Source organism: Streptomyces sp. NPDC050658 (assembly GCF_044457025.1).
Taxonomy (GTDB): domain Bacteria; phylum Actinomycetota; class Actinomycetes; order Streptomycetales; family Streptomycetaceae; genus Streptomyces.
Window position 1 is genome coordinate 304258 of record NZ_JBITGM010000004.1, and the last position, 14238, is coordinate 318495.

The 14238-nt window shown below is 71.4% G+C and carries 18 protein-coding genes; 12 read left to right on the forward strand and 6 right to left on the reverse strand.

What is annotated here, in order from left to right:
* Nucleotides 1-60: 60 nt before the first annotated feature.
* Nucleotides 61-693, reverse strand: coding sequence for a TetR family transcriptional regulator (locus tag ACIBKX_RS17020; RefSeq protein ID WP_363272701.1), 633 nt, complete (start codon nucleotides 691-693; stop codon nucleotides 61-63).
* Between the two features lie 164 nt (nucleotides 694-857).
* Here ACIBKX_RS17020 and ACIBKX_RS17025 point away from each other — a divergent pair, with 164 nt between their 5' ends.
* On the forward strand, nucleotides 858-1607 hold the full coding sequence (locus ACIBKX_RS17025) for an SDR family NAD(P)-dependent oxidoreductase (protein ID WP_363272702.1): 750 nt from the start codon (nucleotides 858-860) through the stop codon (nucleotides 1605-1607).
* A gap of 101 nt (nucleotides 1608-1708) precedes the next feature.
* On the opposite strand, the gene ACIBKX_RS17030 is transcribed toward ACIBKX_RS17025, so the two are convergent.
* The 3 genes from ACIBKX_RS17030 to ACIBKX_RS17040 all read right to left on the reverse strand — a co-directional run bounded on the left by ACIBKX_RS17030 (nucleotide 1709) and on the right by ACIBKX_RS17040 (nucleotide 3587).
* Nucleotides 1709-2410, reverse strand: a complete 702-nt coding sequence (locus ACIBKX_RS17030; RefSeq protein ID WP_363272703.1) for a ribonuclease H — start codon at nucleotides 2408-2410, stop codon at nucleotides 1709-1711.
* An 81-nt stretch (nucleotides 2411-2491) separates the two neighbouring features.
* Nucleotides 2492-3007, reverse strand: coding sequence for an N-acetyltransferase (locus ACIBKX_RS17035; RefSeq protein ID WP_363272704.1), 516 nt, complete (start codon nucleotides 3005-3007; stop codon nucleotides 2492-2494).
* Nucleotides 3008-3278: 271 nt separating this feature from the next.
* Nucleotides 3279-3587 carry a putative quinol monooxygenase gene (locus ACIBKX_RS17040; RefSeq protein ID WP_363272844.1) on the reverse strand — a complete coding sequence of 103 codons (309 nt, stop codon included), beginning with the start codon at nucleotides 3585-3587 and terminating at the stop codon, nucleotides 3279-3281.
* Between the two features lie 138 nt (nucleotides 3588-3725).
* On the opposite strand from ACIBKX_RS17040, the gene ACIBKX_RS17045 reads away from it, so the two are divergent.
* The 4 genes from ACIBKX_RS17045 to ACIBKX_RS17060 all read left to right on the forward strand — a co-directional run bounded on the left by ACIBKX_RS17045 (nucleotide 3726) and on the right by ACIBKX_RS17060 (nucleotide 6260).
* Nucleotides 3726-4043: a helix-turn-helix domain-containing protein gene (locus ACIBKX_RS17045; RefSeq protein WP_363272706.1), complete on the forward strand. Its 318-nt coding sequence runs from the start codon at nucleotides 3726-3728 to the stop codon at nucleotides 4041-4043.
* Between the two features lie 71 nt (nucleotides 4044-4114).
* A complete protein-coding gene (locus ACIBKX_RS17050) occupies nucleotides 4115-4600 on the forward strand; it encodes a nuclear transport factor 2 family protein (RefSeq protein WP_363272707.1) in 486 nt (161 codons plus the stop codon).
* A 37-nt stretch (nucleotides 4601-4637) separates the two neighbouring features.
* On the forward strand, nucleotides 4638-5576 hold the full coding sequence (locus ACIBKX_RS17055; protein WP_363272708.1) for an aminoglycoside phosphotransferase family protein: 939 nt from the start codon (nucleotides 4638-4640) through the stop codon (nucleotides 5574-5576).
* Between the two features lie 51 nt (nucleotides 5577-5627).
* On the forward strand, nucleotides 5628-6260 hold the full coding sequence (locus tag ACIBKX_RS17060) for a GNAT family N-acetyltransferase (protein ID WP_363272709.1): 633 nt from the start codon (nucleotides 5628-5630) through the stop codon (nucleotides 6258-6260).
* A gap of 10 nt (nucleotides 6261-6270) precedes the next feature.
* On the opposite strand, the gene ACIBKX_RS17065 is transcribed toward ACIBKX_RS17060, so the two are convergent.
* Nucleotides 6271-7125: an aldo/keto reductase gene (locus ACIBKX_RS17065; protein WP_363272710.1), complete on the reverse strand. Its 855-nt coding sequence runs from the start codon at nucleotides 7123-7125 to the stop codon at nucleotides 6271-6273.
* Between the two features lie 219 nt (nucleotides 7126-7344).
* Here ACIBKX_RS17065 and ACIBKX_RS17070 point away from each other — a divergent pair, with 219 nt between their 5' ends.
* Nucleotides 7345-8481, forward strand: coding sequence for a hypothetical protein (locus ACIBKX_RS17070; RefSeq protein WP_363272711.1), 1137 nt, complete (start codon nucleotides 7345-7347; stop codon nucleotides 8479-8481).
* A 24-nt stretch (nucleotides 8482-8505) separates the two neighbouring features.
* Here the strand turns inward: ACIBKX_RS17070 and ACIBKX_RS17075 are convergent, their stop codons facing one another.
* Complete coding sequence (locus ACIBKX_RS17075) at nucleotides 8506-9333, reverse strand: SDR family oxidoreductase (RefSeq protein WP_363272712.1); 828 nt, start codon at nucleotides 9331-9333, stop codon at nucleotides 8506-8508.
* 145 nt (nucleotides 9334-9478) lie between these two features.
* Here ACIBKX_RS17075 and ACIBKX_RS17080 point away from each other — a divergent pair, with 145 nt between their 5' ends.
* From ACIBKX_RS17080 to htpX, 6 genes are all read left to right on the forward strand, one after another.
* Nucleotides 9479-10312: an SDR family NAD(P)-dependent oxidoreductase gene (locus ACIBKX_RS17080; protein WP_363272714.1), complete on the forward strand. Its 834-nt coding sequence runs from the start codon at nucleotides 9479-9481 to the stop codon at nucleotides 10310-10312.
* Nucleotides 10313-10415: 103 nt separating this feature from the next.
* Complete coding sequence (locus tag ACIBKX_RS17085) at nucleotides 10416-10997, forward strand: sugar O-acetyltransferase (RefSeq protein WP_363272715.1); 582 nt, start codon at nucleotides 10416-10418, stop codon at nucleotides 10995-10997.
* A 14-nt stretch (nucleotides 10998-11011) separates the two neighbouring features.
* Nucleotides 11012-11557 carry a TetR family transcriptional regulator gene (locus ACIBKX_RS17090; protein WP_363272716.1) on the forward strand — a complete coding sequence of 182 codons (546 nt, stop codon included), beginning with the start codon at nucleotides 11012-11014 and terminating at the stop codon, nucleotides 11555-11557.
* Between the two features lie 134 nt (nucleotides 11558-11691).
* Nucleotides 11692-12339 carry a dihydrofolate reductase family protein gene (locus ACIBKX_RS17095; RefSeq protein ID WP_363272717.1) on the forward strand — a complete coding sequence of 216 codons (648 nt, stop codon included), beginning with the start codon at nucleotides 11692-11694 and terminating at the stop codon, nucleotides 12337-12339.
* A 128-nt stretch (nucleotides 12340-12467) separates the two neighbouring features.
* Nucleotides 12468-13244 (forward strand): arsenite methyltransferase, encoded by a 777-nt coding sequence (gene arsM / locus ACIBKX_RS17100; protein WP_363272718.1) that lies wholly within the window; start codon nucleotides 12468-12470, stop codon nucleotides 13242-13244.
* An 87-nt stretch (nucleotides 13245-13331) separates the two neighbouring features.
* Nucleotides 13332-14237 (forward strand): zinc metalloprotease HtpX, encoded by a 906-nt coding sequence (htpX, locus tag ACIBKX_RS17105; protein WP_363272719.1) that lies wholly within the window; start codon nucleotides 13332-13334, stop codon nucleotides 14235-14237.
* Nucleotide 14238 lies beyond the last annotated feature (1 nt).

A 14238-nucleotide genomic window follows, 5' to 3' on the forward strand; every position in this document is an offset into this window, starting at 1 on the left:
GCCTGGGACACCATCAGTGGCCAGAGCGACAGGAACCGCAAGGATCTGGCCAGCCCCCGTCTACCTTCGCACGACCGCGGCGAGCTGCCCTTCGGTGAGGGCCGGTACGGCGATGGGGCGGGCGGCGTCGGCGCGCAGTCCGTCGAGGTGGAACGCCAGGCAGCGCCGCCAGGCGTCCGGGGCCGCGGCCATGGACTCCCGGATGACCTGAGCCATGGCCCAGGTGAGGGTGACGAGGTCGGCGGGCTCGAAGTCGGGCCGCAGCTGACCGCTCTCCTGGGCCCGCCGGATGATCCGCTCCACGTGCCGGAACCCGCGGCGGCAGGCCTCGTTCACCTCGGTGGCCTCGGGGAACCGCTGGGCGAGCGCGTCGTTGAGACCGCGGTCCTCGGCCTGCAGCGCGAAGAGCCCTTCGACGAAGCCGACGAAGCCGTGCCAGGGGTCGTCGTCGGCGAGGGCAGCCTCGGCGATGCGGTCCACGGCGGCCAGCCGCTCCGGGAAGATCGCGTCGAAGAAGGCCTCGCGGGTGGGGAAGCGGTTGTAGAGCGTGCCGATGCTGACGCCCGCCCTGCGCGCGATCTCCTCCAGCGGCGCGTCGAGCCCGCGCTCACCGAACACTTCGGTGGCGGCGGCGATGAGCTTGTCCCGATTGCGCGCGGCGTCGGCGCGCAGCGGCTTGGTTCCGGCTGCCATACGCCCATCATACGAAACCTGAGGCACCCCTCATGTTCCGTGCTACGGTCGAATGAAACTTGAGGCACCCCTCACGTTTCCATTTCCTCGCCCCTCGCCCTCGCCCCTCGTCCCTCGACCGTCGCCCCCCCGCCCCTCCACTCTCGACCTGAAGGGCAACAGCCATGCCTGAACCCACCTCTTCATCCGCGTCAGCACGCGGGACCACCGTCGTGATCGGGGCCGGCCCCGGACTCGGCATGTCCATCGCGCACCGCTTCGGCCGCGAGGGGTACTCCGTAGCGCTGGTCTCCCGCAGCGGCGCCCGGCACTCCGGATACGTGGCCGAGCTGTCGGAGGCGGGCATCGAGGCCGGCGCCTTCGTGGCCGACGTACAGAACCGCGAACAGCTCCTCGCCGCGCTCGATGCCATCGCCGAGCGGTACGGGACCATCGACCTCGTCTACTACGGGCCGGGCGCGGACGACCCGGACGCCCGTCCGAAGCCGATCACCGAGACGGACGCGGAGAGCGCCCGAGCGGCGATGAACCTGATGTATCCGGCGCTCGACGTGGTGAACAAGGTGCTGCCCGGCATGCTCGAACGCGGCGACGGCGGCCTGCTCTTCGCCGGCGGCCTCAGCGCCCTCACGCCGATGCCCCCGCTGGGCGCCTTCGCGATCTCGTCGGCGGCGCTGCGCAACTACGCCCTGACCCTCAACGCGGCACTGGCCGACAAGGGAATCCACGCGGCCAGCCTGATCATCGGCGGGCTGATCGAGCGGGGCGACATCCACCGCTCGATCACCTCCCGGCCGGAGACCTTCGGCGACGTGGGCAAGATGTCCCTGAACCCGGACACGATCGCCGACGAGGTCTGGGACCTGCACGCCCGACGCGAACGCGCGGAAGCGGTGTTCAGCGCGTTCGCCTGAGGCGTACGCGGCGCGGCATGATGGTCCTCGCCCTCGCCCTCGCCCTCGCCTTCGCCGCCGCCGCGCCGAGTCACGCCCCCGACCGGGGCTCGCGGTGGCCGTCAGGCGTCCCGGCACTCCACATGGCCCCAGCCGTGCGCGTTCTTCGTGATCTTCTCGCCGGCCTCATAGGGCTTCTGGCAGTGGCAGCGGCCGGGGAACTTCGCCTTGATGACCGGGGCGGGGCCCTTCTTGGCGGAGGACTGCTTGGCTGCGCCCCCGCCGGTGCTCTTGCGCGTGCGGCTCGCGGGCGTGGCCGTCATGCGTTCGGGGCGCGGCTGCGGGATCTCCAGAGCGCCGTGCGCGGTTCCGGCGGGCTCCTGGGAGGTCGCGGCGTCGCTCGCCGCGACGTCGGCGATCGCGTTGAGGTGGTCGCCGTCCACCTGGTGGGCGGCGACATGCCGGAAGGTCACGTCGCGCCCCTGGAGCAGCGCGTCGATGCGTACGACGAGGTCCTTGTTGGCGACCGGCTTCTTCGCGGCGGTCAGCCATCCGTTGCGCTTCCAGGACGCGATCCACTTGGTGACCGCGTTCATCGCGTACTGGCTGTCCATCCGGACCTCCAGCGGGAGCGCCGGGTCCGTCGCCTCCAACAGCTCGGCCAGCGCGGTCAGTTCGGCCACGTTGTTAGTGGAGTGGCCGAGCGGTCCGGCCTCCCAGCGGCGCGGGGTGCCGTCGGCATCGGCGACCACCCAGGCCCATGCCGCCGGTCCGGGGTTCTTCTTCGCGGCTCCGTCACAGGCGGCGATGATCAAGTCAGACATCCCTCGATGATGCCAGCCGCCGTGCCGGGACAAGTACCAGCCCCGGCACGGCGGCCTGTCATCAGATGCCGCCGGGCGTCGCTAGATGCCGAACGGCGCGGCGTAGCGCACGGTGCCGGCGGGCAGCGGGTGCCCGGCGTCCAGGGCGAGGGCCATCATGGCCTCGTCCGGGACGTCGATGGTGAGCCCGATGCCGTGGGCGGAGGCTCGGGAGAAGCCGAACCTCGGGTAGTACGCCGGGTGCCCGAGGACGGTGACGAAGCGCTCGCCCCTGTCCCTGGCGATGTCCAGCACCGCACGGATGGCCGCGGAACCGGCGCCGGTCTTCTGGTACTCGGGAAGTACGGCGACGGGAGCGAGGCACAGGGCCGGGGTGTCACCGATGTGGCAGCGGGTCAGCAGCGCGTGGCCGACGACCTTGCCTTCCTGGTCGGTGGCCACGACGGAGAGTCCGTCGAGCCACGCGGAGTCGGCGCGCAGGGCGTCGACGAGGTCCGCCTCCGACGGGGTGTCGAACGCGGCGACGACGATGTCGCGGATGGCGGGGATGTCAGCGCTGGTCTCGGCGCGCGTGATCCACTTCAGGCTGTTGCTCATGATGGACGAGAATCCGTTTCATGGTGGGTTCGTGTGAGTGCCGCCTCGCGAGCTCACGCTCCCGGCGAGGCGCATCCGGATGAGGGTCAGGCCACGGCCCGGGACGTGAGGGTGGTCCGGGCGGCACGCATGGCAGTGGCCTTCGGCGCGGTCATCAACCCCACCTCCCTACTTCCTCGATCCGGTCGAACACGAACACCGATCACTTTATCACCGGTAAGGGTTACCGCTGATACGGGCTATCGCCGGTACGGGTTATCGCTGGTACGAGCTATCGCTGGTACGGGCTGTGCATCGTCAGGAAGCGGATGTCCAGGTCGGACTCCAGGTAGTCCATCCGCCGCTCCCAGAAGGCCCGCATGTGCGGGAGCGCGAGGTGCGCGTCGAGATCCGCCTCGGACCGCCAGGCCTCATAGAAGACGAAGACGCCGGGCTCGGCCCGGTCCTCGTGGAAGTGGTACTCCAGGCAGCCGGGCTCCTGCCGGGTCGGCACGACGAAGGAGAGCAGCAGTTCCTTCAGTTCCGCGGCGCGCTCGGGCTTGGGGCGGGCAGTGCCGACGAGGGTGAACGGCGGGGTCATGAAGGTGCGCTCCTCAGGGTTGAACACGACTGGGCGGTAGGTACGACGAAACTCGTACCTACCGAGCACGCACGCTAACGACTCCCTAGGTACGATGCAAGCCGTACCTAGCCGCAAGGAGAGAGAGGGGACAGCCGGATGCCCGACGAAGAAGGCCACCCGGCCGTCGAGGAGATGGAACTCGGCCCAGTACTGGCGGCATTGGCGGACCCACTGCGCCGCCGCGTGGTGCGCGAGCTGGCCGCCGCCCCCGAAGGCACCGCACGCACCTGCAGCTCCTTCGAACTCCCGGTCTCCAAGGCAACGGTCACCCATCACTTCCGCGCACTGCGCGAGGCGGGCCTGGTCCAACAGGTCTCCCGAGGCAACAGCCGAATGGCGACTCTGCGCAGGGCGGACCTGGAGCAGCGATTCCCGGGCCTCCTGGACATCGTGGCGGCGGAGCGCGAGGAGTAGGCAGCCCTGCCTGAGCCCACCCGGAAGCCGGGACTTGACCTCAAGCATGGTTGAGGTACGAAGCTCGGGGCATGACCACGCACACGGATCACCTCGACATCGCCCTGCTCGTCAGCCGGTTCTTCCGCGCCCTGGACGAGCGGAAGTTCGACGAAGGCTGGGGGCGCGCCTACTTCACCGACGACGTACGGACGGACACCCCCGTCGGCACCTCCGAGGGCGCCGACGTCGTCGCGCACACCGAAGTGGCGATCGGCAGGTTCGCCGGCACGCAGCACATCTCCTCCGACCTCCTGGTCGACACCGAGGACGGAACGGACCACGCCACCGCCTCATGGAACGCCCTGATGACCCACGTCCATCACGACAGCACCCTGCGCGCCCGCGGCGAGACCGCACACCCCCTCTTCACCGTGGGCGGCCGCTTCGACACGGAGCTCCGGCGCACCCCCGACGGCTGGCGCATCAGCCGTATGGCGGTCGACGTGATCTGGACCACCGGGGAACCGCCCGTCCTCCCCGAGGGCACGCTCCGGACGCCGGCATCGGCCGACTGAGCATGCGACCGCCCGGCCATACGGCACCATCGGGCACGTGACCGATCACGCCGTCGCAGTGCAGCCCCTCGTACGTCAGAAGGCCGAGAGCCTCGGGCCGGCGGGCGAGGCTTGGCTCGCCCGGCTTCCGGGGCTTGTCGCCGATATGGAGCGGCGCTGGTCGATCGCGGTCGGGTCGCCGCTGCCCGGCGGCAGCACCTCGTACGTGGCGCGCGCCCGCGCCCGCGACGGGCGGGACGCGGTGCTCAAACTGGCCCTGCCCGACGACGGCTTCGCGGCCCAGGTGCGGGCCCTGCGGTACGCGGAGGGGCGGGGATACGCGCAGCTCCTCGCCCACGACCTCGACCGGCACGCCATGCTGCTGGAAGCGCTCGGGACGCCCATGGACCGTCTCGGGCTCTCGCCCCGCCGCCAACTGGACACACTGTGCGCCATGTTGCGGCAGGCCTGGCGACCGCCCCGCCCGGAGGAGAAGGCCGTCGACCCCGCCCAGGAGAAGGCCCGAGCCCTGGGCGAGCTGGTGCGGCGGCTGTGGGAGAGTCTCGGCCGGCCTTGTTCGGAGCGGGTCGTCGCACAGGCCCTGGAGTTCGCGGAGCGCCGCGCCGCCGCCTTCGATCCCGAGCGCTGTGTCGTCGTACATGGCGACCCGCACCCCGGAAACGCCCTGCGTACGCCGGTCCCACGGGCGGGAGCCGCGGCGGGCTTCGTCTTCGTGGATCCCGACGGCTTCCTCGCCGAACCCGCGTACGACCTCGGCGTGGTGCTCCGCGACTGGTGCGCGGAGTTGCTCGACGGAGATGCCCCCACACTGGCCCGCTCGTACTGCGCGCTGCTCGCGGAACGGACCGGGATCGAGGCCCGGGCCATCTGGGAGTGGGGGTTCCTGGAGCGGGTGTCCACGGGGCTGTACGTCCTCGACTTCGGCGCCGAGGAGTTCGGGCGGACGTTCCTCGACACCGCGGAGCTGCTCGTCTGACAGGCCTGCCTCTCACCCCACAGCGTCCGGCGGCGCGTTACCGTCGGTGCCATGACCGGTACGCAGTCCCCGAACCCGCAAGGTGAACCGGCGATCACCTGGCGCCGCCTCGGTGAGCGTGACTTCCCGTTGCTGCGCCGCTGGCTCGAGCAGCCGCACGTCGCGCGGTGGTGGCACCACGACACCTCGCCCGAAGACGTGGCCCGCGACTTCGGGCCCGCCGCCCGCGGCGAGGAACCCTCCGAGGACCTGCTCATGCTCCTGGCGGGTGCACCCTTCGCCCTTGTGCAGCGCTGCCGCCTCGCCGACTACCCCGAGTATCTGGAGGAGTTGGCCGACCAGGCCGAGGTCCCGGACGGGGCCGTGAGCCTCGACTACCTGATCGGCGACACCCGGCACACGGGCCGGGGCCTCGGCACCCGCATGCTGCGGGCCGTCATCCAGGCCACGTGGACCGACCATCCGGACGCCGCCGCACTGCTCGTACCCGTACAGGCGGGCAACATCGCGTCATGGCGAGCGCTGGAGAAGGCAGGCCTGCGCCGCATCGCCGACATCGACCTGGAACCGGACAACCCTGCCGACGACCGCGCCCACTTCCTCTACCGGATCGACCGCCCCGCCTCCACGACATCGAAGTCGGCGTCGACATCGACATCGACATCGACATCGACGTCAGGTTGAGTACGACGGCTCAGGGCGCCGCCAAGGCGTCAAGCCGCCCGCGCTGCTCCTCGGTCAGCCGGATGCCCGCCGCCGCGACGTTCTCCACCAGGTGGCCGATCGACGCCGTACCCGGAATCGGCAGCACCACCGGTGAGCGGTCCAGCAGCCACGCGAGCGCCACCTGCGCCGCCGTGGCGTCGAGTTCGGCCGCCACCGCCGCGATCTCGGCCGTCTGTGCGGTGCCGGTCGCCGCGGCGGGGTGCACCGGGCGCCAGGGCAGGAAGGCGATGTCCGCCTCGGCGCAGGCGTCGAGGACGCTCTCGTGCTCGCGGTCGAGGACGTTGTAGCGGTTCTGCACGCTCGCGATCTCCACGGTCTTCCGCGCCTCGGCCAGCTCGGCGACGGTGACCTCGGAGAGTCCGATGTGGCCGATCTTGCCGGCGTCCCGCAACTCCCGCAGCGCGCCGAGCTGTTCGGAGATCGGGATCTCCGGGTCGAGCCGGTGCATCTGGAGCAGTTCGATCCGCTCGGTCCTCAGCCGCCGCAGCGCCTGCTCGACCTGCCCCCGGAGGAACTCGGGCCGTCCGTTGACCTTCGCGTCCTCGCGGGATGGCGCTTCCTCGATGGCGACCTTCGTCGCGATGAGCACGTCGTCGGGGTACGGGTACAGGGCCTCGGCGAGCAGCTCTTCGTTGGCGCCCCAGCCGTACATGAACGCCGTGTCGATCAGGGTGACCCCGAGTTCCACGGCACGGTGGATCACCGCGATCGAGGCCTCGCGGGCCGGGCCGGGCTCCGTGGGCAGCCGCATGGCCCCGAACCCGAGCCGCCGCACTCCGAGTTCGCCACCGATGCGGAAGGTACCGCTCGTCGCTGCTGTCATGTGTTTGATGTCCGTCCTCTCACTCAACGCCGAACGCTATCAACGGCGTTGGAGTTCCAGGTGTGTCCGTGGGACCGCGGGCCCGTGCGTCCGTGTGCCCGCAGGCCATGGGTCCGAATTGCGCATGCGCGTGCATAGACACCGCAGTGCGCCCAGTTCAGGGTGTAGCTCCACCCGAGAGACGACGACACAGACGACTCAGAGGAAGGACTCCGCTCCATGCGAAGACGTACCTTCGTCCGTGGATTGGCCACCACCGGCGCCGCCTTGGCCCTCCCGCTCCCCTCCGCGAGCGCCGCCACCGCCCGGCAGCCATCAGCCGCCGGAGCCGCCGCGTCATCCGCCGACGGCTCCTGGCAGCACGTCACCGCCCCCGCCGGGAAAGAAGCCGCCCACCTCGTCGCCGTCGCCGCCGCGGGCCCCTCGGCCGCCTGGGCAGTCGGCGAGCAGGGGCGCTACGGCGGCACCCTCGGCACCCCGATCTCCCTCAGCTGGGACGGCTCGGCATGGACCGCCGCCGACCTCTCCCACCTCACGTACACCGGCGGCCTGCGCGGTGTCGCCGCGGACGCCTCGACCAAGGCCGCCTGGGCGCTCGGCACCGACACCGCGGGCCACGACCAGCTGCTCGCCTGGGACGGCACGACCTGGCGGGAGACGGACTTCCCCGGCCGGGGTGAGGCCGGCACCCGGCTGACGGATGTCGCCGCGGGCCCCGACGGCGGTTTCTGGGTGTCGGGGCGGCACGGCGACCGCGCCGGGCTCATGCACGGCGACGGCAGGACCTGGCGCTGGTGCCCGCCGCTGCCGGACGAGGCCGCGCCCACGCCGACCGGCGTCCATGTCACGCCCGGCGGCGAGGCCTGGGTCTTCGGCGACGTCATCGCCCGGTGGGACGGTGCCTGGACGGTGATTCCGCGACTGCTCGGCATCCGCGGTTCGGTGAGCGGGCTGCTGCCGGTCGCGCACGACGACATCTGGCTGACCGGATTCGCGTACGGACCGGGCGGGCCGCCCGGCAAACCGCCCGGCGTGACGCTCCAGCACTGGGACGGGTCTCAGTGGGCGAGCCTCAAAGCGCCTTTCGGCGTGGGCCTGTTGAGCGGGATCGTGGGGGACGCCGACGGACGGCCGGACCGGATCGCCGGATGGGACTTCTGGGACCAGAAGCGCGCCCACTATCTGCGCTGGGACGGCGCGACGTGGATCAGTGAGCGGGGCCCGGAGACCGCCACCACGTTCATGCCGGAGGCGATCACGCGGATTCCCGGCGCGGACGGCGGCTACTGGGCGGTGGGCACGACCTCCTTCTCGCCCTACCCACCTGCCCAGCTCCGCGTGGAGCGCTACGCCTGACCGGCCGTTAGGCCTGATCGGCCGCTATTCCTGCCCGGCCGCTCCGCCGCGCGGCGCGATGCCGAAGTCGAAGGCGACCGTCCCGGGATCGACCGCCGTCACTCCTCCGTCGACGGTGAGCGTGGCACCGTTGACGAAGGAGGCGGCGGGCGAGAGCAGCCAGGCGATCGCCTCGGCGACCTCTTCCGGCTGTCCGGGGCGGCCCGCCGGGATCAGCCGGGTCGCCTCCTCGTACGCCGCGTCGGCACCGCCGTCCCCGAGTCCGGCCTCCTGCGCGAACCGGGTCATCCGCCGGTCGGCCATGTCGGTCCGCACCCAGCTGGGGCAGACGGTGTTGGCGCGCACGCCGTGCTTGCCGTAGTCGACGGCGACCGATCGGCACAGCTGGAGCAGCGCCGCCTTGGACGTCGCGTACGCCGCGTTGGCGACGCCGTTGCGCAGTGCGGCGACGGAGGCGACGGCGACGACCGAGCCGCGCGTCTCCAGGAGGTGCGGGAGCGCGGCCCGCATCAGCTGGAAGGGGCCGGTGAGGTTGGTGCGCAGGACGGCGTCCCAGTCCTCGTCGGAGATGTCGCCGACCGCCCCGCTGCGGCCGATCCCCGCGTTGAGCACGAGCCCGTCGAGGCGTCCATAGGTGTCCGTCGCCGCCCGGACGAGTCCCGCGACGGCCTCGGGGTCGGCCGTGTCGGCGGGGTGGGCGAGCGCGCCCGTCTCCTCGGCGACGCGGCGCAGCGGCTCGGGGCGGCGCCCGGAGACGATCACCTGGTGCCCGGCCGCGCGCAACTGCCGTGCGGTGGCGGCACCGATCCCCGTCCCGCCGCCCGTGACGACGACAACTCGACCCTCTGTCATGCCTGTTCAGCCTCCGGAAGCAGTCGTGAGCCCTTGGCGCGATGATACGGAGGCGCAGAGGTGACCGGTGCTCCGGCTGGTGGTGTGAACACCAGGCTCAGCGGACACTCCCGTACGACGGGCCGCGGCTGTCAGGATCGCCGCCATGAACCGACGCATCACCCTGATCACCGGTGCGACCCAGGGCCTCGGCCGCGGCATCGCACTCGACCTCGCCGCGCGCGGCCACACCGTGCTGCTGCACGGCCGTGACCGTGCCCGCCTCGACGCCGTCGCGGCGGAGGTCGGCGCCGCCGCCCCGGACGCCGCCGTCCGTACCTACCTCGCGGATCTCTCCGACCTCGACCAGGTGCACGACCTCGCCGCGCGGGTGCGCGCGGCGGAGCCCCGGCTCGACGCGCTGGTCAACAACGCGGTCGCGGGCGGCGGTTCGCGGCCGCTGCGGCGCGAGCTGAGCCGGCAGGGGCATGAACTGCGGTTCGCGGTGAACCATTTGGCGCCCTACGCCCTGACCCGCGGCCTGCTGCCGCTGCTCACCGCGTCCGCGCCGGCCCGCGTGGTGAACGTGGCCTCGATCGGGCAGGAGACCATCGATTTCGACGACGTCATGCTGGAGCGGGGGTACGAGGGACTGCGCGCCTACTGCCGGAGCAAGCTCGCGTTGATCATGGCGACCTTCGAGCTGGCCGCCGAGCTCGACGGCACGGGCGTCACGGTGAACACCCTGCACCCGGCCCATCTGATGGACACCAACGGCGTACGCGAGTACGGGCTCACGCCGGCCGTCGGCATCGAGGAGGGCGTGCGGCCGACCGTGCGGCTGGTCACCGACCCGGAGCTCGAATTCACCACCGGGCGCTACTTCGACCAGTTCACGGATGTGCGCGCGCATGAGCAGGCGTACGACGAGGAGGCCCGTCGGCGGCTGATGAAGCTGACCCATGAGCTGATCGGCCGCCGGCCCTCCGGACACTCCTGACGGGGCTGCCGCAAGGCGCTCGCCGCAAGCCCCGTCGCAAGGCCCGTCATAAGGCCTCCCTTGGAGCGTACGATCGTACCCTCCAAGGTGTACGATCGTACGCATGCCGACGACCCACTTCGCCGACGACCCGCGCAGCAACCTGGAGCGCATGCTCGCCGGAGACCTCTACATCGCCGACGACCCCGAGATCGCCCGGCGGCAGCAGCACGCCATGCGGCTCGCCGCGCGCTATCAGGCCGCCTATGTCGAGGACGCCGTCGGGGCCAGGCCGATCCTGGCCGAGCTGCTCGGCTCCGTGGGCGAAGACGTCGAGGTGCGGCCGCCGCTCGCCGTCGACTACGGCAGCAACATCGCCGTCGGCGCCCGCACCTTCGTCAACTTCAACCTCACCGCGCTCGACGTCGCCCGGATCACCATCGGCGAGGACTGCCAGATCGGTCCGAACGTCCAACTCCTCACGCCCACCCACCCCGTGGAGCCGGAGCCCCGCAGGGACAAGCTGGAGGCCGCGCGTCCGATCACCATCGGGGACAACGTGTGGCTCGGCGGCGGCGTGATCGTCTGCCCCGGAGTGACGATCGGCGACAACTCCGTGATCGGCGCGGGCGCGGTGGTCACGCGGGACGTGCCGCCGAACGTCGTCGCCGTCGGCAATCCGGCCCGCCCCGTGCGCGACCTCTGACGGGCGGCTCCCCCATGGCCACCGGACACGCGGACCCGCGGCGCCGCGAACGCATCCTCGCCGCCACGCTCGACCTCATCGCCGACGAGGGGCTCGCCGGCGTCTCGCACCGCAAGATCGCCGTGCGCGCCGATGTGCCGCTCGGGTCGATGACGTACCACTTCGACGGCATCGACGGTCTGCTGCGCGAGGCGTTCACCCGCTTCGCCGACCACATCGTCGACGTCTTCGACGCCGCCCTCTCCCCCGCCGCCACGCCTGCCCAGGCCCGCGAGGCGGTCACCGAGCTCGTCCACACGATCTCCGAGGGACCCCGCCGCGATCTGATCCTCACCCAGGAGCTGTACACCCTCGCCGCCCGGCGCCCGGAGTACCGGGAGCTGACCCAGGCGTGGATGGAGCGCAGCCGGCGTCTGCTGGAGCAGCACTTCGACGCGGGCACCGCCCGCCAGCTGGACGCGCTGATCGAGGGGCTCGCCCTGCACCGCGCCCTGGACGGCTCGCCGCACGACCGCGCGCTGACCCGCGAGGCCGTCGACCGCCTCACCTCCGGCGGCTAGCCCCGAGACTGCCCGTGGAGCGCGGACCTGACCCCGCGCTCCACGGGCGTTGCGGCGAAGAAACCTCGGCCGCGGGCGATGAGTTCCGCCGCTTCGGGTGGTCTACCGATCGCCTACGACAGAGGATGAGCCACATGAGTCAGCTGCTGAAAGTCCAGAACTTCACCGTCTCGAGCGACGGCTTCGGTGCCGGCGAGAACCCGAGCTTCGAGCGGCCCTTCGGCCAGGCCGACCCCGGGGAGATGTTCTCCTGGGCCGGGGCGACGGCGAGCTGGCCCAATCGCACCGACCCCGGCGGCAGCCGCGGTCTCGACGACTACCTCACGCGGGACTTCAAGAACAACATCGGCGCCGAGATCATGGGCCGCGGCAAGTTCAGCCCGCAGCGCGGCCCCTGGGAGAACCACGAGTGGCAGGGCTGGTGGGGCGATGAGCCGCCGTTCCACACCCCGGTGTTCGTCATGACCCACTACACGCGTCCTTCGTTCACGCTCTCCGACACCACGTTCCACTTCGTCGACGACGACCCCGCCACCGTCCTCGAGAAGGCGCGCGAGGCGGCACAGGGCAAGGACGTACGGCTGGGCGGCGGGGCCACGATCATCCGGCAGTTCCTGGAGGCCGATCTCGTCGACACCCTGCATGTGGCGGTCGCCCGCACGAAGCTCGGTTCCGGCTCGCGTCTGTGGCACTCGCCCGACGATCTGCTGGACCGCTTCCACCTCGACGTCGTGCCGAGCCCGAGCGGCACCGTGACGCACCACTTGTTCTGGCGGAAGTGACACGAACGCCGGGTTGAGCGCACCCCAAGGTGCTGTTTTGACATCCTTCTATGTTGACGTCCTTCGATTCAAGGGGCAGTCTCATATCCATAGACGTCGATACAGCACCTTGACAGGGGGCATACGCCATGTCCGAGCACCCCACTGACCTGCGTGAGTCCGTCCGCCTCCGGTACGCCGCCGCGGCCACGCACGTGACCGCGGGCGGCACCGCCTGTTGCGGGCCGCAGCCGGTCGAGATCGACGAGAACTTCGGTGCCACCCGCTACGCCGCCGACGAGCGCGACACCCTCCCCGCCGAGGCCGTCGCCGCCTCCCTCGGCTGCGGCAACCCCACCGCGGTCGCCGAGCTGCGCGAGGGCGAGCGCGTCCTCGACCTCGGTTCGGGCGGCGGCATCGACGTACTCCTGTCGGCCCGTCGGGTCGGGCCCACCGGGCGGGCGTACGGCCTGGACATGACCGACGAGATGCTCCGCCTCGCGCTGGCCAACGCCGAGAAGGCGGGGGCGACCAACGTCGAGTTCCTCAAGGGCACCATCGAGGCGATCCCGCTGCCCGAGGCCACCGTCGACGTCGTGATCTCCAACTGCGTGATCAATCTGTCCACGGACAAGCCGGCCGTCTTCGCCGAGGCCTTCCGCGTCCTGAGGCCCGGCGGCCGTATCGGCGTCTTTGACGTGGTCGCCGACGACGCCCTCACGCCGGAGCAGCGCGCCGAGCGCGGTGACTACGTGGGCTGTATCGCGGGCGCCCTGTCGTTCGCCGAGTACCGCCGGGGCCTGGCGGAGGCGGGCTTCACGGACGTCGAGATCACCCCGACGCACCCCGTCGCCGACGGCATGCACTCGGCCGTCGTCCGCGCCGTCAAACCCGCCGGACGTCCGGGGCGGCCGGCGGCGACGTAACGGGCGGCGCCGCCCTACCATGGATGGCACTGGCGGCCCGGTCTCGCGTCGCACGCGGCGCACGGGCCCGGTTCCGGGGTGATGACGATGCGCAGCCGTTTCGAGCCCGACCGGCAGCTGACCACCCGCATGGTGGTCACGATGTTCCTGCTCGGCCTGGTGTACGTGGCGTTCGTCGCCGCCCTGGTCGTGCTCCTGAAGTCGGTGGCCCTGGTGGTCGTCATCGCCGTCGCACTGCTCGGCGCCCAGTTCTGGTTCTCCGACCGGATCGCCCTGTACGCCATGCGCGGCCGCCTCGTCACGGCGGAGGAGGAGCCCGAGCTGCACGGCGTCGTGGACCGGCTGTGCGCCGCCGCGGACATGCCGAAGCCGAGGGTGGCGGTCTCCCGGCTCGATCTGCCGAACGCCTTCGCGACCGGCCGCAACGCCGATCACGCCGTCGTCTGTGTCACGACCGGACTGCAGCGCCGTCTGGAGACCGACGAGCTGGAGGGCGTCCTCGCGCACGAGCTGTCGCATGTCGCGCACCGTGACGTCGCGGTGATCACCATCGCCTCGTTCCTGGGCGTGATCGCCGGGCTCATCGTGCGGTTCGCGTTCTACTCGCAGCTCTTCGGCGGACGCAACCGCGACCAGAACACCGCCGCCGTGATCGCGGTGGTGATGGCGGTCTCCGCGCTCGTGTACGCCATCAGCTTCCTGCTGATCCGGGCGCTGTCCCGGTACCGCGAACTGGCCGCGGACCGCGCCGCGGCCATGCTGACCGGCAAGCCGTCCGTGCTGGCTTCGGCGCTGACCAAGGTGAGCGGCGAGATCGCGCGCATCCCGACCAAGGATCTGCGGACCGCGCAGGCGTTCAACGCGTTCTTCTTCAGCCCGGCCCTCAAGTCCGGTACGGCGCTGGGCGGTCTGCTCTCCACCCACCCCAGCCTGGAGCGTCGTATCGAGGCGCTCGCGGAGATCTCCGCCCGGCTGGGCGAGACACGGAGCTGAG